The sequence below is a fragment of the Comamonas sp. Y33R10-2 genome, assembly GCF_019355935.1.
Classification (GTDB): domain Bacteria; phylum Pseudomonadota; class Gammaproteobacteria; order Burkholderiales; family Burkholderiaceae_C; genus Comamonas.
In genome coordinates this window covers 2,560,292-2,580,578 of record NZ_CP079925.1, presented here as the reverse complement: position 1 = coordinate 2,580,578, position 20,287 = coordinate 2,560,292, and the positions used below count along the sequence as shown (strand labels likewise).

23 protein-coding genes are annotated in these 20,287 nt (G+C 56.7%); 6 read left to right on the top strand and 17 right to left on the bottom strand.

Features of this window, described 5'->3' with window-relative positions; genetic code table 11:
* The first annotated feature begins 2 nt into the window (after positions 1-2).
* Entirely contained in the window at positions 3-755 is a 753-nt protein-coding gene (locus tag KUF54_RS11500; protein WP_219342960.1) for an SOS response-associated peptidase, read from the top strand.
* A gap of 33 nt (positions 756-788) precedes the next feature.
* Here KUF54_RS11500 and KUF54_RS11495 read toward each other — a convergent pair whose 3' ends face one another.
* The 5 genes from KUF54_RS11495 to KUF54_RS11475 all read right to left on the bottom strand — a co-directional run bounded on the left by KUF54_RS11495 (position 789) and on the right by KUF54_RS11475 (position 6,040).
* On the bottom strand, positions 789-1,655 hold the full coding sequence (locus tag KUF54_RS11495; protein ID WP_219342959.1) for an alpha/beta hydrolase: 867 nt from the start codon (positions 1,653-1,655) through the stop codon (positions 789-791).
* 164 nt (positions 1,656-1,819) lie between these two features.
* Entirely contained in the window at positions 1,820-3,313 is a 1,494-nt protein-coding gene (locus KUF54_RS11490; protein WP_219342958.1) for a M20 family metallopeptidase, read from the bottom strand.
* A gap of 197 nt (positions 3,314-3,510) precedes the next feature.
* Positions 3,511-4,095, bottom strand: a complete 585-nt coding sequence (gene metW / locus KUF54_RS11485) for a methionine biosynthesis protein MetW (RefSeq protein WP_219342957.1) — start codon at positions 4,093-4,095, stop codon at positions 3,511-3,513.
* Positions 4,092-5,258 carry a homoserine O-acetyltransferase gene (locus tag KUF54_RS11480; RefSeq protein ID WP_219342956.1) on the bottom strand — a complete coding sequence of 389 codons (1,167 nt, stop codon included), beginning with the start codon at positions 5,256-5,258 and terminating at the stop codon, positions 4,092-4,094. The genes metW and KUF54_RS11480 overlap by 4 nt, the downstream gene beginning before the upstream one ends.
* Positions 5,259-5,470: 212 nt before the next feature.
* Positions 5,471-6,040: a TMEM165/GDT1 family protein gene (locus KUF54_RS11475; RefSeq protein WP_219342955.1), complete on the bottom strand. Its 570-nt coding sequence runs from the start codon at positions 6,038-6,040 to the stop codon at positions 5,471-5,473.
* Between the two features lie 492 nt (positions 6,041-6,532).
* On the opposite strand from KUF54_RS11475, the gene KUF54_RS11470 reads away from it, so the two are divergent.
* Together KUF54_RS11470 and KUF54_RS11465 are read left to right on the top strand one after the other, a co-directional pair.
* Positions 6,533-6,934 (top strand): RNA-binding protein, encoded by a 402-nt coding sequence (locus tag KUF54_RS11470; RefSeq protein WP_219342954.1) that lies wholly within the window; start codon positions 6,533-6,535, stop codon positions 6,932-6,934.
* Between the two features lie 230 nt (positions 6,935-7,164).
* The gene (locus tag KUF54_RS11465; RefSeq protein WP_219342953.1) at positions 7,165-7,665 is read left to right on the top strand and encodes an RNA-binding protein; all 501 of its coding nucleotides are present in this window, start codon (positions 7,165-7,167) and stop codon (positions 7,663-7,665) included.
* A 94-nt stretch (positions 7,666-7,759) separates the two neighbouring features.
* Here KUF54_RS11465 and KUF54_RS11460 read toward each other — a convergent pair whose 3' ends face one another.
* The 4 genes from KUF54_RS11460 to KUF54_RS11445 are packed head-to-tail and all read right to left on the bottom strand — an operon-like array spanning position 7,760 to position 10,732.
* Positions 7,760-8,551 carry an SDR family oxidoreductase gene (locus KUF54_RS11460; RefSeq protein ID WP_219342952.1) on the bottom strand — a complete coding sequence of 264 codons (792 nt, stop codon included), beginning with the start codon at positions 8,549-8,551 and terminating at the stop codon, positions 7,760-7,762.
* A 2-nt stretch (positions 8,552-8,553) separates the two neighbouring features.
* Positions 8,554-9,174, bottom strand: a complete 621-nt coding sequence (lptC, locus tag KUF54_RS11455) for an LPS export ABC transporter periplasmic protein LptC (protein WP_219342951.1) — start codon at positions 9,172-9,174, stop codon at positions 8,554-8,556.
* Positions 9,171-9,731, bottom strand: a complete 561-nt coding sequence (locus KUF54_RS11450; protein ID WP_219342950.1) for an HAD family hydrolase — start codon at positions 9,729-9,731, stop codon at positions 9,171-9,173. Before KUF54_RS11450 ends, lptC begins: the two co-directional genes overlap by 4 nt.
* Positions 9,731-10,732, bottom strand: coding sequence for an SIS domain-containing protein (locus KUF54_RS11445; RefSeq protein ID WP_219342949.1), 1,002 nt, complete (start codon positions 10,730-10,732; stop codon positions 9,731-9,733). Before KUF54_RS11445 ends, KUF54_RS11450 begins: the two co-directional genes overlap by 1 nt.
* 113 nt (positions 10,733-10,845) lie before the next feature.
* Between KUF54_RS11445 and KUF54_RS11440 the strand changes: the two genes are divergently transcribed.
* The gene (locus tag KUF54_RS11440) at positions 10,846-11,403 is read left to right on the top strand and encodes an adenine phosphoribosyltransferase (protein WP_219342948.1); all 558 of its coding nucleotides are present in this window, start codon (positions 10,846-10,848) and stop codon (positions 11,401-11,403) included.
* A gap of 35 nt (positions 11,404-11,438) precedes the next feature.
* Here KUF54_RS11440 and KUF54_RS11435 read toward each other — a convergent pair whose 3' ends face one another.
* The 8 genes from KUF54_RS11435 to def form a co-directional block, all read right to left on the bottom strand.
* Positions 11,439-12,101 carry a hypothetical protein gene (locus tag KUF54_RS11435; protein WP_219342947.1) on the bottom strand — a complete coding sequence of 221 codons (663 nt, stop codon included), beginning with the start codon at positions 12,099-12,101 and terminating at the stop codon, positions 11,439-11,441.
* A gap of 142 nt (positions 12,102-12,243) precedes the next feature.
* Positions 12,244-12,723, bottom strand: a complete 480-nt coding sequence (locus tag KUF54_RS11430) for a Crp/Fnr family transcriptional regulator (protein ID WP_219342946.1) — start codon at positions 12,721-12,723, stop codon at positions 12,244-12,246.
* 306 nt (positions 12,724-13,029) lie between these two features.
* A complete protein-coding gene (locus KUF54_RS11425; RefSeq protein ID WP_219342945.1) occupies positions 13,030-14,223 on the bottom strand; it encodes a phosphoglycerate kinase in 1,194 nt (397 codons plus the stop codon).
* 219 nt (positions 14,224-14,442) lie between these two features.
* Complete coding sequence (locus KUF54_RS11420; protein WP_219342944.1) at positions 14,443-14,775, bottom strand: AzlD domain-containing protein; 333 nt, start codon at positions 14,773-14,775, stop codon at positions 14,443-14,445.
* A complete protein-coding gene (locus KUF54_RS11415) occupies positions 14,772-15,554 on the bottom strand; it encodes an AzlC family ABC transporter permease (RefSeq protein WP_219342943.1) in 783 nt (260 codons plus the stop codon). The genes KUF54_RS11420 and KUF54_RS11415 overlap by 4 nt, the downstream gene beginning before the upstream one ends.
* Positions 15,551-16,516, bottom strand: a complete 966-nt coding sequence (gene fmt / locus KUF54_RS11410; RefSeq protein ID WP_219342942.1) for a methionyl-tRNA formyltransferase — start codon at positions 16,514-16,516, stop codon at positions 15,551-15,553. Before fmt ends, KUF54_RS11415 begins: the two co-directional genes overlap by 4 nt.
* Before the next feature lie 133 nt (positions 16,517-16,649).
* The gene (locus tag KUF54_RS11405; protein ID WP_219346377.1) at positions 16,650-17,147 is read right to left on the bottom strand and encodes a hypothetical protein; all 498 of its coding nucleotides are present in this window, start codon (positions 17,145-17,147) and stop codon (positions 16,650-16,652) included.
* Positions 17,148-17,170: 23 nt separating this feature from the next.
* The gene (gene def, locus KUF54_RS11400) at positions 17,171-17,683 is read right to left on the bottom strand and encodes a peptide deformylase (protein ID WP_219342941.1); all 513 of its coding nucleotides are present in this window, start codon (positions 17,681-17,683) and stop codon (positions 17,171-17,173) included.
* Positions 17,684-17,886: 203 nt separating this feature from the next.
* On the opposite strand from def, the gene KUF54_RS11395 reads away from it, so the two are divergent.
* Positions 17,887-19,074 carry a LysM domain-containing protein gene (locus KUF54_RS11395; RefSeq protein ID WP_219342940.1) on the top strand — a complete coding sequence of 396 codons (1,188 nt, stop codon included), beginning with the start codon at positions 17,887-17,889 and terminating at the stop codon, positions 19,072-19,074.
* Between the two features lie 14 nt (positions 19,075-19,088).
* On the top strand, positions 19,089-20,282 hold the full coding sequence (gene dprA / locus KUF54_RS11390; RefSeq protein WP_219342939.1) for a DNA-processing protein DprA: 1,194 nt from the start codon (positions 19,089-19,091) through the stop codon (positions 20,280-20,282).
* Positions 20,283-20,287: the final 5 nt, after the last annotated feature.

Sequence of the window (20,287 nt, the reverse complement as noted above, 5' to 3'; positions counted from 1 at the left end):
TAATGAGCAGCTGTCACCTTTCTTTGGCTAAGGCCGAGTTTTATCCCCAGTTCTTTCGCATCGAGGCCCCCGATCCTCTGCCCGAAAAAATCATCACCCCACGTCGTAACGGCACCATCATCGTCAATGCTGCGGCCGACTCGTCTGCCGCCCTGCTGGGGCGTGAGCCTGTCGTGATCGAAGAGGGCGCAGAACCTGCGCCCGCTGTGCCTGCTGCACCTGTTGAGCGCGTTCTCGTGCCCGCGCAGTTTGGTCTGGTGCCGGCATGGGTCAAGTCCGCATCAGACGGGCGCCTGCGCGCTTTGAAGTTGGTCACTGCCAAGATCGATAGCCTGACCACGGGCACCGCGTTTCGCGATGCTTGGCTGGCTGGCCAGCGCTGCATCGTGCCGCTGCAATCGTTTCAGGTCGATGACGTGCGCACCGGAAAACCCGTGCCCACCCGCATTACCCGTATCGACAACAGCCCCATGGGCGCCGCTGGCGTCTGGGCACGCTGGGTGGGTGAAGACGGCGAGGTCATCACCAGCTACGCCATCATCACCATCAACGCCAACGCCCATGCGCTGATGAACCGCTATGGCCATGCCGGTAACGACAAGACCATGCCCGCCATCTTGAACGAAGGCTCATATGACGCCTGGTTCAACGCCAAGGTGAACAAGGCCAAAGAGTTTTTGCGTCCCTACCCCACAGAAAAGCTGCGCGCCAACCCTGTGGAAAAAGGCCGCAAGCAGCCACCGGCGCAGTTCTAAGCGTCATGAAGAGCCGCCTGAGGGTGGCTGCTTCTAAGTGGCTGGAAAGCGCTGATCCAGCCATTGCTCCAGCCGCGCAAACACTGGCGTGGCTAGCTCGGGGCTTTCGTTGAAGATCTCGTGATAGGCCTCGTTAAAGCACTGGGCCTGCAGCACATCAGCCGGTGCATGCTCGGCCAGCAAGGCGCTGCCAGCGGGGTTGACCAGTTTGTCCAGCCCGGCCCAGATCAGCAGCGTGGGCACGCTCCAGTGGCGTGCTTGGGCCTGTACCCGGCCACCACCGCCCCCCATATAACCGGCCAGCCTTGCGCTGATGCGGTTGTGCTGCAGGGCATCGTCGTCATAGGCTTTGACCACGGAGGCATCGTGCGAGAGGTGACGCGACTGCACGCCATTGGCAACGCGCAGATTGGGCAGCAGCCGAGGCAGGTGTTTCATCAAGCTTTTTTGCACCTCAGACAAGTGCAGCGCCAACGCAGGTGACGAGAGCACCAGTGCATCGACATGACGCAGACCCGCTGCTACAAAATCTGCAGCTACCAGCCCGCCAAGGCTGTGGCCTAGCAGCAGCAAAGGCTGTTGATACGGCATGGCCGCACGCGTGGCGTCCATCACCACCGCCAAATCGTCCAGCAAGCGCGTGTCGCTGCTCAGCCCACCGCGCGGCCCGCCGGAGAGGCCGTGGCCATACTGGTCATAAGCCCGCACCTCAAAACCCCATTGATTGAGCTGCCGCGCCAGCGCTTCGTAGCGTCCGCCATGCTCGCCCAGCCCATGGACGATGAGCACCGTGGCCCGCGCCCGGGTGTTGGCTGCTACCGGCCAGTCACGCAGGCAAAGCTGCGTGCCGTCGGGCGCGGCGAGATGGCTGATGTGCATGTTGGCAAGGGCGGCGTTCATGTCCGCAGCATGCAAGCCGCAGGGCGGGGCGTCAATCCGCAAAGACGCAGCCGCCTTTACTTAACCTCAGCTCAAACCCAGCTCAACTTCAGCCTAATCACTCATTAAAAGATAGCATGTAATCCATATATATATATTGGATTTCATCCATTTTTGGTGCTCAATCACGCCTGTTCGGGTGCTGCCTGCTCGCGCGCCATGGCAGCAATCACTTCGGCTACCGAAGCCGTCAGCTTCTTGGCATAAGGCACATGCAAGAACTCGTTGGGCCCGTGCGCATTGCTCTTGGGGCCCAGCACGCCGCAAACCATCATCTGCGCCTTGGGAAAGCCCTTGCTCAGCATATTCATCAGCGGAATCGTGCCGCCTTGGCCGATATAGCCGCAGTCTGCGCCAAAGTGGGCTTGGCTGGCGGCGTTCAGGGCATTTTCAAACCAGTTGCTCATGCCCGGCGCATTCCAGCCGCTGGCGCTGGACATGCCTTCCCAAGTCACCTTGGCTTCATAAGGCGCGTTGTCCTCCAGCAGGGCTTTCATCTCCTGCACACAAGCCGCAGCGTCCACCAGCGGGGGCAAGCGCAGGCTGAGCTTGAAGGCTGTGTACGGGCGCAGCACATTGCCCGCGTTTTGCAGACTGGGCATACCTTCCACGCCCGTCACGCTCAGCGTGGGCTCCCAGGTGCGGCGCACCAAGGCCTCTACCGGGTCAGTCGTCGTTGGCAGAGAAATACGCGCCGAGCCGCCACAGTCGTAATGCGCCCAAGGAAAGCGCGCATAGGCGTCTTCGCCCAAGATATCGGCCGTGGCGCGAATCTGCGTCATGCGGTCGGCGGGCACGTCGCAGTGAAAGCTCTCGGGCAGCACGCGGCCGTTCTTGCTGTCTTCAAGGCGGTCAAGCACCTGACGCATGATGCGGAAGGATGATGGAACCACGCCTGAAGCATCGCCCGAGTGCACGCCTTCACTCAAAATTTGCACCTTCAGCGTGCCGCTGGCCATGCCGCGCAGGCTGGTGGTAAGCCACAGTTGGTCGTAGTTGCCTGCGCCGCTATCCAGGCAAATCACCAGACCCACATCGCCCAAGCGCGGGCGCAAAGCTTCTACATAGGGCAGCAGGTCGGCTGAGCCGCTTTCTTCACAGGTTTCAATGATGCCCACGATGCGCGGGTGGGCCACGTTTTGGCGCTTGAGCTCTTGAATCGCCGCCACGCTGGCATAGACGGCGTAGCCATCGTCTGCACCGCCACGGCCATAGAGCTTGCCGTCTTCGTACTTGGGCGTCCACGGGCCTAAATCACTGCGCCAGCCTTCAAATTCGGGTTGTTTGTCCAGGTGGCCGTACATCAGCACTGTGGGGCTGGTCGATGCTTTTTCGGCTGTGCCTTCAACTTCAAAAAAGATCACCGGCGTGCGGCCGGGCTGCTGAATCACTTCTAGCTTCAAACCCGCCACTTTCTGCGCCTCAACCCATGTGGCAGCATTGCGCATTACTGTGGCGATGTGGCCTTGCTGCTCCCAGTCGGGCGCAAACATGGGCGATTTGGCGGGGATGGTGATGTAGTTCGTCAGCTCTGGGACGATGCTTTGGTCCCACTGCTGGGTGATGTGCTGCAGCGCATCTTGTGGCTGCAACAGTTGGGCGGGAGTGCGTGCGTTCATGGTCGGCTCCTTCAATGAGGGGGCGGCAAGCCACTAGCGGGCCTGCGCCGTAGCCATCATTTTGCGCCAAGCCCATGACCTGTATGGCGGGCAATGGCTTGCACGCAAGGCGATTCAAGTCATTCGTGGAAGATTGAGCATCAAATCGCCTTGTGGTCCTTATTTATTAAGGACATAAAGCTATCATTTTTGATGACTCAAGCGTGCTCTATATGAAACACAGCCGTGGTGGCCAGCAGGTTGGGCAGGCTGCGCACCACTTGGCCGTTTTGCAGCCCGAAGGAGTCCAGAATGCGCAGGCGATTCTTGGTGGCCAGCACCTCAAAATCTTTGTACGTGCCTACGCGAATATTGGGCGTGTCGTACCACTGGTAAGGCAGGCGGCGCGTCACAGGCATGCGCCCGCGCATCACGGACAGGCGGTTTTGCCAGTGCGCAAAGTTGGGGAAGGCCACCACGCCTTGCTTGCCGATGCGGGCAGTCTCGCGCAGCATGGTCTCGGCATTGCGCAAATGCTGCAGCGTGTCGATCTGCAGCACCATATCAAAGCTGTTGTCGCCAAAGATGGCGAGGCCGTCTTCCAAATTGAGCTGCAGCACATTCACGCCGCGCCGGGTACAGGCCAGCACATTGGCGTCGTCCAGCTCCACGCCGTAGCCGGTGCAGCCACGCTCGCGCACCAAATGCTCTAGCAGGGCGCCGTCGCCGCAACCCAAATCCAGCACGCGCGCGCCCTTGGGCACTAGCTCGGCAATGGCTTTCATGATGGTCAGCTCGCTCATGCTGCTTCTCCTTGGATTTTTCCTGCGCGGTTGGCGGTGTTCAGTTCTTTGGCGATGCCCTCAAAATAAGAGCGCATCACGTTCATATAGCGCGGGTCGTCGAGCAAAAACGCATCGTGGCCGTGGGGTGCGTCAATTTCGGCGTAGCTCACGTCGCGGTTGTTTTCCAGCAGTGATTTGACGATTTCGCGGCTGCGCGCCGGGGCAAAGCGCCAGTCGGTCGTAAAGCTCACCAGCAAGAACTTGGCTTGGGCCACGGCCAGCGCCGGCGTCAGCTCACCGCCATGGCTGCGCGCCGGGTCAAAATAATCCAGCGCGCGGGTGATGAGCAAATAGGTGTTGGCATCAAAGTAACCGCTGAACTTCTCGCCCTGATAGCGCAGATAGCTCTCAATCTCGAACTCCACATCCTGCGTGCTGTACTTGAGGTCTAGGCCATCCCTCAGCTGACGGCCAAATTTCTGGTTCATCACATCGTCGCTCAGATAGGTAATGTGACCAATCATTCGCGCAATGCGCAGGCCGCGCGCGGGCACCACGCCATGCTCGTAGAAGTGGCCGCCGTTGAAGTCAGGGTCCGTCACGATGGCGCGGCGCGCTACTTCGTTGAAGGCAATATTTTCGGCGTTCAAATTGGGCGCACTGGCCACCACCACGGCATGGGCCATGCGCTCCGGGTAGCGCAGCGACCATGAAAGCGCTTGCATGCCGCCCAGACTGCCGCCCAGCACGGCGGCCAGCTTGTGAATGCCCAGTCTGTCGAGCAGACGCGCCTGCGCATCCACCCAGTCCTCCACCGTGACCACGGGGAAATCTGCGCCGTAAGGCTTGTCCGTAGCCGGGTTGATATGCATGGGCCCGGTCGAGCCAAAGCAAGAGCCTAGGTTGTTGATACCAATGACAAAAAACTGGTTGGTATCGACGGGCTTGCCCGGGCCGATCATGTTGTCCCACCAGCCCTCGCTCTTGGGTTGGCCTGCGTAGCGACCTGCTACATGGTGGGAGGCGTTGAGCGCATGACAGACAACGATAGCGTTGCTCTTGTCAGCGTTGAGCTGGCCATAGGTCTCGAAAGCGAGGTCGTAATTGGCAATGGAGCCACCACTTTGCAAAGGCAGAGCCTCGTCAAAGTGCATGGATTGCGGTGTGGCGATGAAGGACATACGAAAAACCCGGCATCGCTAAAAACGAGCCGGGTCGGTGTACTTTCACTTCGCGGACGGGTCTTTAGCTGGATTTATAAAGCGCCCGCAAGCTTTGGCAAATCGGCGCGTGAAAAGCCAGTGTACTGTATTCGTATGAGTCTATTTAAAAGATCGGCTTTAAAGTAAGCAAGCCCTTTAGATTCATGCTTTTGTTGCTATTGTTTTTACCATCACACTTTGGTCAAGAGTGCGGCAATACCCAGCACCAGAAAGATCACGGCGCAAACGCGGTGAATGGTCTTGATGGGCAGTCTTTTGGTGATCTTGTCACCAAACCAAACCACCGGCGCATTGGCCAGCATCATGCCCAGCGTGGTGCCAAACACCACCCAGTAGTAAGACAGCGGGTACTTGGCGGCCAAACCTACGGTCGCCAGCTGCGTCTTATCACCCATCTCTGCTATGAAAAACAGCAGCAGTGTGGTGCCAAAAATTCCCCAGCGGCCCGCGTCATTGCCCGCGTCTTCGTCATCAAACTTATCGGGAATCAGCATCCAGCCTGCCATCAAGATGAAGGAGACGCCCAAAATCCAGCGCAGCATATCGGCGCCGAGCACCGTGGTGATCCAGTTACCCACCGCTCCCGCCAGCGCATGGTTGACCACGGTCGCTGCAAAAATGCCCGCAACAATCGGCAAGGGTTTGCGGAACTTGGCCGCCAGCACCAGTGACAAAAGTTGAGTCTTATCCCCCATCTCGGCCAAAGCGACGATAGAGGTAGATACGAGAAAAGCTTCCATGATGTGGGATGGCCGGAGTGGGCTGAAAACGCATTGATCACGCACCGACTCCGGCCTATTTATCCATAGGTTTTTTCGGTACGTAATCAATGGTCTCGGCCAATCACATCCTGAATTGCTCAAGATACCGCATGCGCCATAGATCGCGAAGATCCAAGTCTGTTGACGCATACATCCGGCATGTGGTTGCCGAACGGCCTACTCCCCAAAGACAGTAGAGTGCTATTCTAGCCCTTAAGTTTTGTAAGACAAACACTGACAACAGTATTCAGTTTTTTATCTTTTAGGGTAATTACCTGCCCGTTAATGTTGTTACCAACACGAAATTTCAAGCTTTCAGATTACAGAGGTATGTGCGATGATTCATAATGCTTCAGTCTTTGTTTAGAGATCATCTAAATGGAGGCGAGTGCGTTAGCGTCTCTACCGTTGTCATCACAGGTTGACTCCCTAGGGCTCCATCGCGTTTTCAAGTTTTTTCAGGAGTCCATCATGGGCAACAAGCTTTACGTCGGCAATCTGCCTTATTCTTTCCGTGACCAAGATCTGGAGCAAGCCTTCAGCGAATTCGGTGCTGTGAACAGCGCCAAGGTCATGATGGAGCGCGACACCGGTCGCTCCAAGGGTTTCGGCTTTGTCGAAATGAGCAGCGATGCCGAAGCACAAGCAGCTATCCAAGGCCTGCACGGTCAAAACCACGGTGGCCGTGACCTCGTTGTGAACGAAGCACGTCCTATGGAGCCACGTCCTCCACGTTCCGGCGGCTTCGGCGGCGGCTTCGGCGGCGGTCGTGAAGGCGGCGGCGGCGGTTTCGGTGGCGGCCGTGAAGGCGGTGGCGGCTTCGGCGGTGGCCGTGGCGATGGCGGCGGTTACGGCCGTCGCAATAGCTATTAATTAGCTATCGCTCATCATAAAAAAGGATCTTCGGATCCTTTTTTTGTTGCTAATCGTTAGCATCGCGGTTTTCGAGCATTTATTTCTCCGATTAACTTCCCCATAATTTGAAGCGCTGGGAGTCCCCAGTCACAAGCGTATAGGTATTTAGGATAGAGGGCGCGTGTTCTCGCTGCCAAAGTCCTAAAGAGAATCGCTAAATCAATGCATTGAGGAGCTAGGAGTTATTCATGGGCAATAAGCTGTATGTCGGCAACCTTCCTTATGGTGTGCGCGACAATGATCTGGAGCAGGCATTCGGTCAATTTGGCGCAGTCGCTAGTGCGCGCGTCATGATGGAGCGTGAGACCGGTCGCTCCAAAGGCTTTGGCTTTGTCGAAATGGGAAATGATGCTGAAGCACAAGCAGCCATTCAGGGTATGAATGGCCAGTCACTCGGTGGTCGAGCCATCGTGGTCAATGAAGCTCGTCCCATGGAGCCCCGTCCCCCTCGTACAGGCGGCTATGGCGGTGGATTTCGCAGTGAAGGTGGCTTTGGCGGCGGCAACCGAGAAGGTGGCAATGGCGGCTATGGTGGAGGCCGTAGCGAAGGCGGATACAACCGTGGCGGCAATGAAGGCGGCGGCGGTTACGGTGGCCGCAGCGATGGTGGATTTCGCAGTCCTTACGGCTCAGGCCCTCGTCATGGCGGTCGCGGAGGCTACGGCGGAAGCGATAACCGCGGCGAATAATTCGCAAGTCTGACTGAAGTAAAAAAAGGCACTATTAAGTGCCTTTTTATATGTAGAAATACTTATTAATATATAAGCAAATATTAACAATGTATTAGCTTAAATCTTTGTTGAGATGGCGCGGCTTTCTCGTTTTTCCTTGTGTAACTTTGTCCCAAATCAATGCAGGAAGCAGTCGCATCAATCCTCCAGCAATACCCATTTGCCAAGGAATTACAACGTATCTCGCTTTGCGATCAATTACGCGAACGGCTCGTTTTGCAAAATCATTGGCACTTAGCAAAAAAGGCATGGGATATGGATTATTTTGCGTCAATGGAGTTTCAATATAACCAGGTAGTAAGCTAGTTACTGAAACTCCTGTTTTGTGCAGTTCTACACGTAGGCTTTCGCAATAAGAAATAGCAGCGCACTTACTTGCTGAATATGCGGCATGCCCTGGTAATCCGCGAATACCAGCCACGCTGCATATACCTACCAAACACCCAGAACCACGCTTTACCATTGGTGCAATAAATGGCTGAAAGCTTGCCGCCATCCCCATGACATTGCAAGCAAGTACCTGCTGCATGACTTCCAAATCTTCACGCCGCGAGGTGTCCACGCCCCAACTGATGCCGGCATTGGCAATCACGATGTCCGGCAGACCTTGCCGCTCTAAGCACTCCTGACCCGCTCGGCAGGCGCTGTCGATAACGGATACATCAGCGCCATAAATCACATAGCGGTGCTCATCCATACCCATGGACTGCGCCCACTCTTCAATGACCTGAGTACGCCTGGCAACCAAAGCCAATGAGCAGCCCAGCTCATAGTAGTGCCAAGCCAGTGCCTGACCAATGCCGCTGGAGGCCCCTGTGATGTAGATCAGCCTCGGCTTGGTCATTGTTATTTGGCTTTGCCCGGCTCAATCACACCTTTGACGCGCCCTTGCATTTGCAAGATTTGATCTAGGTGCTGATATTGCATGCTGTCACCCGTAAATTGATCACGGCCCCGGGTCATGACCACGGGCTTGTTGCTGCTGACACGCTCTTCGTTAGGCCAGATTTGCAAAAATTCACTCTCTAACTGCATAGCAGGCAATGCCTTCTGGCTGCCATGCGCAGCCACGGGCTCGCGAGTGATGACGGCCTGACCAAACATCTGAATTTCTGAGCCATCGCCGTTACTCAAAGCGCGATTCGAGCTACCCACAGTTTTGCGGCCATCAGGCATGATGCTAAGCATGCGGGCATCGTCAACTTCAAGCGTGTCGGTATCCGGAAAGTGCTCGCCTGTTGTGCCGTTCAAACGATTTTTCAGACGTCCATCGGCCTCAAAGTTCTTGATGACAAAGTCCTTCAAGAAGTAGTCGGGGTCGTGCTGCAACACCTTCTCAGCGCCCACTGCAATAGGTTTAGGAGCATTGCGCACCAGCCACCAAGTACCAAGCGCCAGCAAGCCCATGATGAGTACGGGCAAGTACATCGATGTCTTGTCGCCCACACGTCGCCACATAGCGCTCATGAGCCATACCTCGCCAGCAGATTTGCATAAGCGCCATCGGCCGTCAGCAGCAAGTCGCAAAACTGCCGCACAGCACCATCACCACCACGCTTGTTGCTGACCCAATCAGCGACATGCAAAGCTTCGTCATGCGCATTCGCAGGGGCGCAGGCGAAACGACTGCGTCGCATCATCGGCAGATCGGGCCAGTCATCGCCCATGGCTGCTGCTTGACTCCAGTCCAAACCCAGCTCGGCAAGAATAGATTCAGCAGCAGGCACCTTGTCTTCGGTGCCAAATCGCGCATGTTCAATGCCCAGCTGCTTTAAGCGCAAGCGTAGCGGTGCGGAGTCACGCCCCGTCACCACTGCCGGAGTAATATCCGCGCTTTGCAGCATTTTTAGGCCATGGCCATCCAGCGTATGAAAGCGCTTGAGCACCTCGCCTTCGCCAGAAAAGTACAAACCGCCATCAGTCAGCACGCCATCGACATCAAAGAAGACCACGCGAACCCCTTGCGCTTTAAGCAGCAGTTCCGGGTCCCATTTTTGGCTGGGTGTCAGAGCAGGTCGGTTCATTAAATTACCTTGGCACGCATCAAATCACGAATATGCACCACGCCTTGTAGCTGTTTGTGCTCATCAGTGACAAGCACTGCAGTCACGCCATGCTCCTCCATCATGCGAGCTGCGGCAACGGCCAACAAATCAGGCTTGATGGTCAGCGGGTTGGCGTGCATGACATCTTGCGCAGTCTGGCTACGCAAATCCACGCCGGCCTCTACACTGCGGCGCAGATCGCCGTCGGTGAAGATTCCAAGCAGCTCACCCGCAGCATTGACCACGGCAGAGCAGCCCAAACCTTTGGCGCTCATTTCACGCATCAATGCCACGGTGCTGACATCTTGCGCCACTTGGGGCAATTCTGCTCCTTTGCGCATCACATCGCGCACATGGGTGAGCAAACGGCGACCCAGCGCACCACCGGGGTGGGAGCGGGCAAAATCTTCGGCACCAAAGCCTCGGGCATCGAGCAGGGCAACAGCCAATGCATCACCCATAGCCAGTTGCGCTGTGGTGCTGGCAGTAGGCGCCAGATTTAACGGACAAGCTTCTTTATCGACATGTGTGTCCAGCACCCAGTCTGCGTGTTTGGCGAGCGTGGATTGCAGGCCGCCAGTGACGGCGACCAGAGGCACGCCCATGCGCTTGATGGCTGGCAAAACACCGGTCAGCTCATCCGTTTCACCGCTATTGGACAAGGCCAGAACCAAGTCGTCGGGTGTGAGCATCCCTAAGTCACCGTGACTGGCCTCTGCAGGGTGTACAAAGAAAGCAGGGGTGCCGGTGGAAGCAAGCGTCGCCGCAATCTTTCGGCCGACATGCCCGCTCTTGCCCATGCCCATGACCACCACACGACCCGGTAGTTGCAGCACACGCTGCACGACCTGCGTAAAAGCGCTGTTGAGGCGAGCGGACATGGCGCGTAAAGCCTCAGCCTCAATATCCAGAGCCTCACGAGCTAAGTTCAAGGCACGTGGTACGTCGATCAATCGCGAATTGGCAGCATCAGAATTCATATTGCGATTTTATCCAACCCGCACTATCGAGCCTGTGGATAACATCCCTTTACCCTGTATTTTGGCTCTAAGCTCATACACTGTCGTCCGTTTTGAATCCCTGAGGCCGCCCTATGCAGACATCCACTAGCGTCAACGACTATTTGCGTGACCATATCCGCACCGTGTCGGACTGGCCCGCGCCGGGCGTGCAATTTCGTGACATCACGCCTTTGTTGCAAGACCCCAAGGTCTTTCGCGTGATGACGGACGCCTTTGTTCAGCGTTATATGGACCCAGCACTGCGCCCCGATGTGGTCGCAGGCCTAGATGCTCGCGGCTTTATTCTCGGAGCCGTGATAGCTCACGAATTGAATGTGGGCTTCATCCCCATCCGTAAAAAAGGCAAACTGCCCTTCACTACGGTGGAAGAAACTTATGAGCTGGAATACGGCAGTGCCACGGTCGAGTTGCACACTGATGCCGTTAAACCCGGCCAGCGCGTGCTGCTGATTGACGACCTGATCGCCACTGGTGGCACCATGATGGCCGGCAAAAGATTGCTGGAAAAACTGGGAGCCATCGTGGTGGAAGGCGCTGCCATTGTTGATTTGCCAGAACTCGGTGGCTCCAAGCATCTCAAAGACAGCGGCCTGTCGTTGTTCACACTGGTCGACTTCGCCGGCCACTAAGAGTTGCTCTAAACCAAAAATCCAGGCTTAGCGCTTTAACGCAGTTCGCCGTACTGGGTTCCGCCCAAAGCGCCTAGGCCAGATACAGCGAACTCGTCGCCTTCCTCGTGCCCTGATCCAGGGCCCAGCAATTGAGCGCGGTGTGATGGGCGCGGCGCACCTGCAGATGCTGCACCAAACTGCGACACCGCCTGTTTAAAAGCATCCATCTCTTGCGAGTCAATCGGCTCGAAGGCGCGGCCGCCAAGCGCTGGTTGTACGCTGGCTGACGCAGCAGTACCAGCAACAAGCCCTCCTTTGGGTTTGACTGAGTCAGGAACTTGTGCGGTCTGAATTTGGCCATTGACGCGCCAATAAACTGCATGCACGCCCGCATCCATGCGGGTTCTGGCCAACTCGGCAATCAAAGATTCAATGCTTCTTTGCTGCGAGGTGTCTGCAGCATAGGCAGGGGCTAAGTCGACCATGACGACAAAGCGCTGGCCGCTGCTGTCCAGCGAAAGCACCTTGAATTTATAGCCAGCCGAAAGAATGCCAACCCGCACCATCGCCTCACGCACGATGACATGCAGTTGCTCACGCCTTGTAGAGCGTTCTCTGCGTTGAGTTTGGCGCGCACTCGACTCATCTTCGCGGCGAGGCGCTTGCGGGCCAGCGCCTTGGCGAGACTCACGAGAAAACCATCGAAACAGCGACATTAGAGTACTCATTCAAACAATGTTTACAACAAGACACATTCTGCCTCTGAGCTTGATCTAAATCTCAGTATTTGCCGAAGTATTGGCTTTTGTCCGACATTGATCAAACACAAACGTTGAGCAAGCCGCTAAATATCAAGCTTCAAGTGCTTGCAACGCGGCGACGGCTGTCACCCGCGCGGCGGGCTAGCACTTGACCAGCCATGGTGACTAAGGCCAGACCTAAAACAGGCTGGCGGTTGGCAAGTTCGGAAAAACGCATAGCAGTCAGGCACCACAAGCGACTGGCCGCTGCCGCCTGAACCGTGGCGCGGCGCGGGCGGTGGGCAAAGAAAGCGCCTTCTCCCACGATAGAGCCGGGCCCTACCAGCGCAAGACGAATTCTTTCCTTCGCATCCTGATAGTGAACGCTCAACGAGCCGTATTCCACCATGTAAAGGTTGCGATCCAGCGCACCTTCGGCAAACAGCACTTCACTCGCCGCCAGCGTAATCGGTTGCAGATACGGCACCAGTAACTCCCACTGAGCCGCAGTGAGCATGCTTTGCGCGGTATCAGTAGCCACTGACGTTGTCATTGCGTCAATCAACGCTGACAAGTCCTTAAATGTTGGAGCAGACATAAGCAATCGTTAGATCGGCAACCGAGACTGCGCTCAGAGTAGGCACTCTTTATTTGCAATACAGGTCGCTCAGGAATAAGGCGAATTCATTCACGTCAGGGAAACCCCATCAACGGAAGGTGAATGCTAAGCGACTCTGGCAATATCGCCAATCACTTACTGTATCAAGTTACCTTTGCCTACTTAATGTGTCATTGCTGTCATCAGAAGCAAAAAAAAAGATCGATAAATCGATCCTTTTTTAATAGCAAGTAGTCCTTTATTTATAAAGACTACAGCCCTATATGACTAAAAATTAGTCAAAATTCAAGCATTTGCGCGCTTTTGCAGAATTTCAAATGCGGGCAGGGTCTTGCCTTCCAGCACTTCAAGGAAAGCGCCGCCGCCGGTGGAGATGTAGCCCACCTTGTCTTCGATGCCGTACTTGGCGATAGCAGCCAGAGTGTCGCCACCGCCAGCAATGCTGAAGGCGGGGGATTCAGCAATCGCTTGGGCAATTACCTTGGTGCCGTTTTCAAACGCAGCAAATTCGAACACGCCCACAGGGCCGTTCCAGACGATGGTGCCAGCCTTCTTCAGTTGCGCAGCCAGCAAGGCGGCAGTTTCTGGGCCGATGTCCAGAATCATGTCGTCGTCTTCCACTTCAGTGGCCTTCTTCACGGTGGCAGGTGCATCTGCTGCAAAAGTTTTGGCCGTCACCACATCAGTAGGCACTGGCACGTTGGCGCCACGGGCCGCCATGGCGTCGATCACGGCCTTGGCATCGGCCACCAGATCGGGCTCGGCCAGGCTCTTGCCGATCTTCAGACCCGCAGCCAACATGAAGGTGTTGGCAATGCCGCCGCCAACAATCAGCTGATCCACCTTGTCGGCCAGTGACTTGAGGATGGTCAGCTTGGTCGATACCTTGGAGCCCGCCACGATGGCGGCCAGAGGGCGTGCGGGCGCAGCCAAAGCCTTGTTCAGCGCATCAATTTCAGCTGACAGCAGAGGGCCAGCGCAGGCAATAGGTGCGTATTCGGCGATGCCGTAGGTGGTGCCTTCAGCGCGGTGAGCGGTGCCAAATGCATCGTTGACGAAGATGTCGCACAGCTTGGCCAGCTTCTGGGCCAGCTCGGGCTTGTTCTTTTTCTCGCCCACGTTCACGCGGCAGTTTTCCAGCAGCACGACTTGGCCTGCGGCTACTTGCACACCGTCCACCCAATTCGCGATCAAAGGCACTTCGCGGCCCAGCAGCTCGGACAGGCGCTTGGCCACGGGAGCCAGCGAGTCTGCAGGCTTGAATTCGCCTTCAGTAGGACGACCCAGGTGGCTGGTCACCATCACAGCGGCTCCGGCCTTGAGTGCCATTTCAATCGCAGGCACCGAGGCACGCACGCGGGTGTCTTCGGTGATTTCACCGGCATCGTTCAAAGGAACGTTCAGGTCGGCACGGATGAAAACGCGTTGACCCTGGACTTTGTCCTGGGCGCACAGATCAGAGAAGCGGATGATGTTCATGCAGCAAAAAAGCGACTCGTAAAGTCGCCCATACAAAGGTTAAAAAACAAAAAATCTGTCGCTATTTTAAGTGTGAAGCCTGGCAACCACATGCATTCACAGATTTACTCAACTCAAAAACAGGAGCATGAGGTGCTTGTAGTAACTGGGTTTCAGAGCTTTTTCTTGTGATGCTAAAGAAAACAGGAGCACGCAGCTCCTGTATATCTAGCGATCAGGCTACCAGCCCAGTCCAATATGCAAAGGCAGATAGATTGCCATTCCTAAAGCGATGGTTCCCAAAATACTGCGCTTGTAAAAAAAGTACAGCACCGCAGCGAGTAACGCGGGCAGGCGCGCATCGGCAAAGCTGCTGATTAACTGGCCGTTGCTCATCAGCATCTCAGGCGCAATCACCGCTGCCAACGCAGCCAGTGGCGCGTACTTTAAGCCGCGTTTGAGCCAGTTGGGCAGCGGCACTTCTTTTTCAGGGATCATGAAAAAAGCACGTGTCACAAAGGTGATGACCGCTAGACCAATGCAGGCGATGACGACCCAAATATCACCCATCATGGCCTGCTCTCCTTGTCGCTGCTTTTATCCGCGACTGCCGGTAGCTGGCTTGCCTGCTTTTGCATTTGCTCAGCCATCAAACCTGCGGCCACCGCCGCTGCAATCGCCACCAAAATATTGAGCTTGAGCGGCAGCGCAAATGCTGCCACCGCCGCTGTGCATGCAACAACAGAAGCGACCAAGGTTGCACGGTCATTGAGCATGGACAGCAGCACGCCGAGCAGTGCCAGCACACCTGCAAAGCCCAAGCCCCAAGACAGCGGAATTTGATCGGCCAGGAAAATGCCTAAAGTGGACGGAATTTGCCACGCCAGCCAGTTCGTTATGGCCGCGCCCCAGAAATAAGGCACTTGCTCGGCCTGAGGCTTGGCCTCAGGGTAGCGGCGCATGAAGTTCACAAAAATCACATCGCCACTAAAGTAGCCTGCCGTCACCCTGTGGCGCAGACTCAAGTGCGAGAAATAACTGCGCCACATGCTCGACAAGATGACAAAGCGCAGGTTGACGCAGATTGCAGTGAACCAAACCACCCACAGCGGCGCGCCCACAGCAATCAAGGGCAAAACGGCCAGCTGGGCGCTACCCGCATAGGCCGTAAAGCCCATGAATAGCGCCAGGGGCACAGACAAGCCACTTTTGACCATGGCCACGCCGGTGACCAAGCCCCAAGCCGCAATACCCAGCGCCGGGCCGCTCATTTCTTTGACGCCCAGCCAGAAGAAAGTATCTTTAACGATCGCTTTCGCACGCTGGCTCAGCGTGAGCGCATGGGCCGTCATACAGCGGTGGAGTTTTCACCCAACACAGAGCCCGCAGGCAGCTCAAAGCCGCGCAGAAAATCGCCTGCGGCCAAGCGCTTACCGCCTGCACGTTGCAGCAGCGTCATATTGAGCACGCCACTGCCGCAGGCCACGCGCACGCCTTGTGCATCTGCCGACAGCACGGTACCTGCAGCGCCTGAACCCTCTTCGGCCACAGCGCCCCAGACCTTGATGGCTTCGCTGCCCAGACTGGTAGAACCACCGGGGAAGGGGTTGAAGGCACGCAGACGGCGAGCGATGACTTCGGCGCTTTCGCTCCAGTCAATCAGGCTCTCGGCTTTTTCAATTTTGTGAGCATAGTTCACACCATCGGCGGGCTGTGGCGTGCTTTTGAGGCCACCGCAGGCGGCCAACTCCAAGGCTTCCACAATCATGCGTCCGCCCAGTTCTGCCAATTTGTCGTGCAGGCTGGCCGTGGTGTCATCAGCGGCGATAGGCAAGCTCTCAATCACGCACATATCGCCGGTATCCAGACCTGCATCCATCTGCATGATGGTGACGCCAGTTTCTGCATCACCTGCCTCAATCGCACGGTGGATAGGTGCAGCGCCGCGCCAGCGTGGCAGCAAGCTGGCGTGAATATTCAGGCAACCCAGACGTGGGGTATCAAGCACCCATTGCGGCAGGATCAGGCCGTAGGCGGCCACCACCATCACATCCGCCTGAGCGGCATCAATCGCGGCCTTGGCGGCAGCGGCTTCTTCGGGATACTTGCCATCAAGGCGCAGGCTCATGGGCTGGGCGACGGCAATGCCATGCTCCAAAGCGCATTGTTTGACGGGTGAGGCCTGCAGCTTCATGCCGCGGCCGGCGGGGCGATCAGGCTGGGTCAAGACCAGCGGCACTTCAAAGCCAGCGGTCAGCAAGCGCTCCAAAGCGACGCGCGCAAATTCGGGCGTGCCCGCAAAAATGACTTTCATGATTTTTCTTTGTCTCTTGTAAAAGCGCTATTGCCCATAGCAGGACACCGAGGAAGCGCCGCCGCGCGTCGAGGGTGTCGTATCCCTGCGCAAAGCAGAAAGGGGGGAGGGCGCAACGCGCCTCAGGGAGCGCCTACCTTCTTGGTTCGCGCAAGTACATGCTCTCGTCGGTGAACATGACTTTTTGGACTACGCCTTGCGGATCTATATGCACATGGGCACGGCGAGCCAAGGTATTGTCCATAAACCGGTAGGTCCAGATGTCGCCTTTGAAGCTGTAGACCTTCTCCACTTTGGCGGGCGGTCCAAACTCGCGGTAGACGGTATCTTGGGTATCTACCCCGTTGCGCAGCGCAAAAAAGTGAGCAGTATCTAGAACCTGCTCAACGCGCATCAGCCGTTTTTGGGCATCAAAGTCCATATGGTAGACCTGCTGCCCTGCGGGTTGCTGGCTATAAACCAAGCGCTGCCCGCCATCTGGCAAGGGCACAACCACCGTGGGTTTGCCCATGCCTTTTTCCACATCAGCCTGCGGCATCCCGGGCTTTTGCCACTGGGGCACCATGCAGCCCGCTAACCCCAAGGCCAGCAAACTGGCAGTCAACCATGTTCTTAAGCGAGGCAGGGGCAGCGGCGGTGACATAGCGACTCCAGTTAGTCTCTGAGGGCTTGCTTTTGGGCTTTGACCAGCTTGGTCTTGATGCGGGTGCGCTTAAGGGGCGACAGGTATTCGACAAAGACCTTGCCAATCAGGTGATCCATCTCATGCTGAATGCAGATGGCCAGCATGCCTTGGGCTTCAATCTCGCGGCTTTTGCCGTTTTCGTCCATAGCTCGCACCTTGACAGAAGTCGAGCGCTCCACGCCGTCATAAATGCCAGGCACGGACAGACAACCCTCTTCACCCTGACGCTTTTCTTCGCTGGCCCATAGGATTTCAGGGTTGATCAGCGTCATCGGTTCATTGCGATCTTCAGACACATCGATCACGACAACGCGCACATGGGCATCAACCTGCGTGGCGGCCAAGCCAATGCCTTGGGCGTCATACATGGTTTCAAGCATGTCTTTCACCAAAGTCTGGATGCGCTCATCCACCTGTGCCACGGGCTGGGCAACCTTGTGAAGACGGGGGTCGGGGTAGCAGAGAATGGGAAGAATGGCCATGGTATCTCGATAAATCTGTCGTTATTGTCCCAACTTTTGACGTGAAACGCTGGGCTCAAGCCCAATAAACATTGATCTATCGAGGCCTTGGGCCGAGAATTTCGACACATTTGTAAGACTTGTAGGGTCGGTTATGCCAAGATCGACCACAGTGCGGCGACACGAGGGGCGCTGCAACACACGAATCCCGGAAGAAAGAATTCATGATCGCATTGACCACTGCACGCGCCTTAAGCATCGGAGCTACGCTGCTTGTCGGCCTGACCACGGTTCACGCTCAAAGCTATCCCGTGACCGCCACTCAGCGCTCCACAGCCCAACAAGTCGCTCAGCAAGGTATTCCCGAGACAGATTTGGCGCCCAATGCACCTGCTCAGTACACCGTCAAGCGCGGCGACACGCTGTGGGGTATTTCGGGCCTGTATCTGCGCCAACCTTGGCGCTGGCCCGAGTTGTGGGGCATGAACCTCTCCAGTATTTCCAATCCTCATCAGATTTTCCCCGGTCAGGTGCTGTATTTGGTGCGTAGCAACGGCTATGCCCGACTGTCCACCACAGGGCCTAACGGTGATTCGGGTGTGGTGCGCCTATCGCCACAAACACGTGAGTCCTCGCTCAAAGACTTGGCGCTGCCCACTCTGCCACCTCACTTGATCGAGCCATTCTTGGCTGAGCCGTTGGTCGTTGGCCTGCGAGAGCTGGACCAAGCCCCTCGCATCATTGCCACCATGGACAAGCGCGTCCTGATGGCGAGTGGAGACCGGGCTTACGTGCGCAACTCCGGCGGAGCCATCATCAGCAGCGACAAGGGCCAGCCCACCAGCTACCGAATCTTCCGTGACGCAACCCCACTGATAGACCCCGTCACCCGCATCGTCTTGGGTTATGAAGCCAAGTATCTGGGCAGTGCAGCCGTTGTTCGTGGTGAAACGATAGTCGACACCATCGAAGGAGAGCCGCAACAGAGCACTCCTGCAACGGTAGACATCACCCGTTCCAAAAATGAAATTCGCGCTGGCGACCGCTTGCTGGCCTCGCCCGAGCAGCAATACCTGAGCTATGTGCCTCATGCCCCCAGCTCGCCCACCACTGCTGCTGTGGTTTCCATTTACGGTGACTCAGTAGGCGCTAATGCAGCCCAAAATCAGATCATCGCCATCAACAAGGGCTCTAAAGATGGCGTTGATGTCGGCACGGTGCTGGAGCTGGTCAGCAAGGGCGATGTGATTGTGGACAAAACAAGCCCCAACCGCAGCAGAGTAAAACTGCCCGACGAGCAAAACGGCTACGCCATGGTCTTCCGAGTGTTTGACCAAGTCTCCTACGCTCTCATCACCACTGCCCAGCGCCCAGTCAATGTGGGTGACGGCCTGCAGTCGCCGCAAAATTAAGCTGGAGAGTGCGCATGGTGCCGTCACTTCAAAACGATACGCACCATGCTCCGCCCGATGCAGAAGCGTTGGCTTGGCTGCGCCTGCTGCTGACACCCGGCGTTGGGCGCACCACGGCGCGCAAGCTACTGGCTAAGGCGGGAAGCGCTGAAGCCATCTGGCGCCTGCCCTTGCTTGCATGGGCAGAGTGCGCCACGCAAGCTCAAGTCAAGGCACTGGCCGAGCTTCCTGCAGATTGGGAAAAGCATTGCAACACCCTGTCTCAATGGCTGGCTGCGCCGGCTGCGGGCACCTTGCACACCTTCATTCATCTGGGTAATTCTCAGTACCCGCAATGTTTGCTAGAGACCGAAGACACGCCCTTGATGCTGTTTGTACAAGGGCCTGCCGCATTGCTTGCCTCTAGCGACCCTTGGTTTCCTTACCCGGCCACACTGGCGATGGTGGGCAGTCGCAACCCTTCCGCGCAAGGCGTTATCAACGCCCGTGACATGGCGCAAGCGCTGGCCGAGCAAGGGCTTTGCATAGTCTCAGGATTAGCTCGCGGCATAGATGCGGCGGCGCACGAAGGTGCGTTGAAAGGCAAAACCGCCAAAACTCCTTGCACGATTGCCGTTGTGGGAACGGGGCTGGATCAGGTGTATCCACGCGCCCACACCGCGCTGGCCCAACAAATTGCGCTGCACGGCCTAGTCATCAGCGAATATCCGCTGGGCAGCGAGCCATTACCCAAGCACTTCCCCCAGCGCAACCGCATCATCTCGGGCCTGTCGCAAGGCACGCTGGTGGTTGAGGCAGCGCTGCAATCTGGCTCACTCATCACAGCCCGCCTGGCCAGCGAGCAGGGGCGTGACGTCTTCGCCATCCCAGGATCGATTCACGCGCCGCAGGCCAAGGGCTGTCATGCATTGCTACGCCAAGGCGCCAAGCTGGTGGAAACAGCGGCTGATATCCTCGATGAACTTCAAGGCATAAATCCACTTCAAGTCCATATAGCAAAAGGACCAGAAGCTATTAAAAATGAAGTATCAAAGCAAGAGCCTGAATTGCTGAGAGCGCTAGGCCATGACCCCATGACGTTAGATACGCTAATGGCCCGCACCGGCTGGGACGCTGCCCACTTGCAGGCGCAGTTGATGGAGCTGGAACTCGATGCCATGGTCGCCCGCCTGCCCGGCGGCTTGTATCAGCGCATTACGCATAGCTAAAAACT

What these genes read in the sequence shown, in the direction of transcription:
- KUF54_RS11500 (WP_219342960.1), top strand. Translation starts at nt 3, where the DNA reads ATGAGCAGCTGTCACCTTTCTTTGGCTAAGGCCGAGTTTTATCCCCAG.
- KUF54_RS11495 (WP_219342959.1), bottom strand. Translation starts at nt 1,655, where the DNA reads ATGAACGCCGCCCTTGCCAACATGCACATCAGCCATCTCGCCGCGCCC.
- KUF54_RS11490 (WP_219342958.1), bottom strand. Translation starts at nt 3,313, where the DNA reads ATGAACGCACGCACTCCCGCCCAACTGTTGCAGCCACAAGATGCGCTG.
- metW (WP_219342957.1), bottom strand. Translation starts at nt 4,095, where the DNA reads ATGAGCGAGCTGACCATCATGAAAGCCATTGCCGAGCTAGTGCCCAAG.
- KUF54_RS11480 (WP_219342956.1), bottom strand. Translation starts at nt 5,258, where the DNA reads ATGTCCTTCATCGCCACACCGCAATCCATGCACTTTGACGAGGCTCTG.
- KUF54_RS11475 (WP_219342955.1), bottom strand. Translation starts at nt 6,040, where the DNA reads ATGGAAGCTTTTCTCGTATCTACCTCTATCGTCGCTTTGGCCGAGATG.
- KUF54_RS11470 (WP_219342954.1), top strand. Translation starts at nt 6,533, where the DNA reads ATGGGCAACAAGCTTTACGTCGGCAATCTGCCTTATTCTTTCCGTGAC.
- KUF54_RS11465 (WP_219342953.1), top strand. Translation starts at nt 7,165, where the DNA reads ATGGGCAATAAGCTGTATGTCGGCAACCTTCCTTATGGTGTGCGCGAC.
- KUF54_RS11460 (WP_219342952.1), bottom strand. Translation starts at nt 8,551, where the DNA reads ATGACCAAGCCGAGGCTGATCTACATCACAGGGGCCTCCAGCGGCATT.
- lptC (WP_219342951.1), bottom strand. Translation starts at nt 9,174, where the DNA reads ATGAGCGCTATGTGGCGACGTGTGGGCGACAAGACATCGATGTACTTG.
- KUF54_RS11450 (WP_219342950.1), bottom strand. Translation starts at nt 9,731, where the DNA reads ATGAACCGACCTGCTCTGACACCCAGCCAAAAATGGGACCCGGAACTG.
- KUF54_RS11445 (WP_219342949.1), bottom strand. Translation starts at nt 10,732, where the DNA reads ATGAATTCTGATGCTGCCAATTCGCGATTGATCGACGTACCACGTGCC.
- KUF54_RS11440 (WP_219342948.1), top strand. Translation starts at nt 10,846, where the DNA reads ATGCAGACATCCACTAGCGTCAACGACTATTTGCGTGACCATATCCGC.
- KUF54_RS11435 (WP_219342947.1), bottom strand. Translation starts at nt 12,101, where the DNA reads ATGTCGCTGTTTCGATGGTTTTCTCGTGAGTCTCGCCAAGGCGCTGGC.
- KUF54_RS11430 (WP_219342946.1), bottom strand. Translation starts at nt 12,723, where the DNA reads ATGTCTGCTCCAACATTTAAGGACTTGTCAGCGTTGATTGACGCAATG.
- KUF54_RS11425 (WP_219342945.1), bottom strand. Translation starts at nt 14,223, where the DNA reads ATGAACATCATCCGCTTCTCTGATCTGTGCGCCCAGGACAAAGTCCAG.
- KUF54_RS11420 (WP_219342944.1), bottom strand. Translation starts at nt 14,775, where the DNA reads ATGATGGGTGATATTTGGGTCGTCATCGCCTGCATTGGTCTAGCGGTC.
- KUF54_RS11415 (WP_219342943.1), bottom strand. Translation starts at nt 15,554, where the DNA reads ATGACGGCCCATGCGCTCACGCTGAGCCAGCGTGCGAAAGCGATCGTT.
- fmt (WP_219342942.1), bottom strand. Translation starts at nt 16,516, where the DNA reads ATGAAAGTCATTTTTGCGGGCACGCCCGAATTTGCGCGCGTCGCTTTG.
- def (WP_219342941.1), bottom strand. Translation starts at nt 17,683, where the DNA reads ATGGCCATTCTTCCCATTCTCTGCTACCCCGACCCCCGTCTTCACAAG.
- KUF54_RS11395 (WP_219342940.1), top strand. Translation starts at nt 17,887, where the DNA reads ATGATCGCATTGACCACTGCACGCGCCTTAAGCATCGGAGCTACGCTG.
- dprA (WP_219342939.1), top strand. Translation starts at nt 19,089, where the DNA reads ATGGTGCCGTCACTTCAAAACGATACGCACCATGCTCCGCCCGATGCA.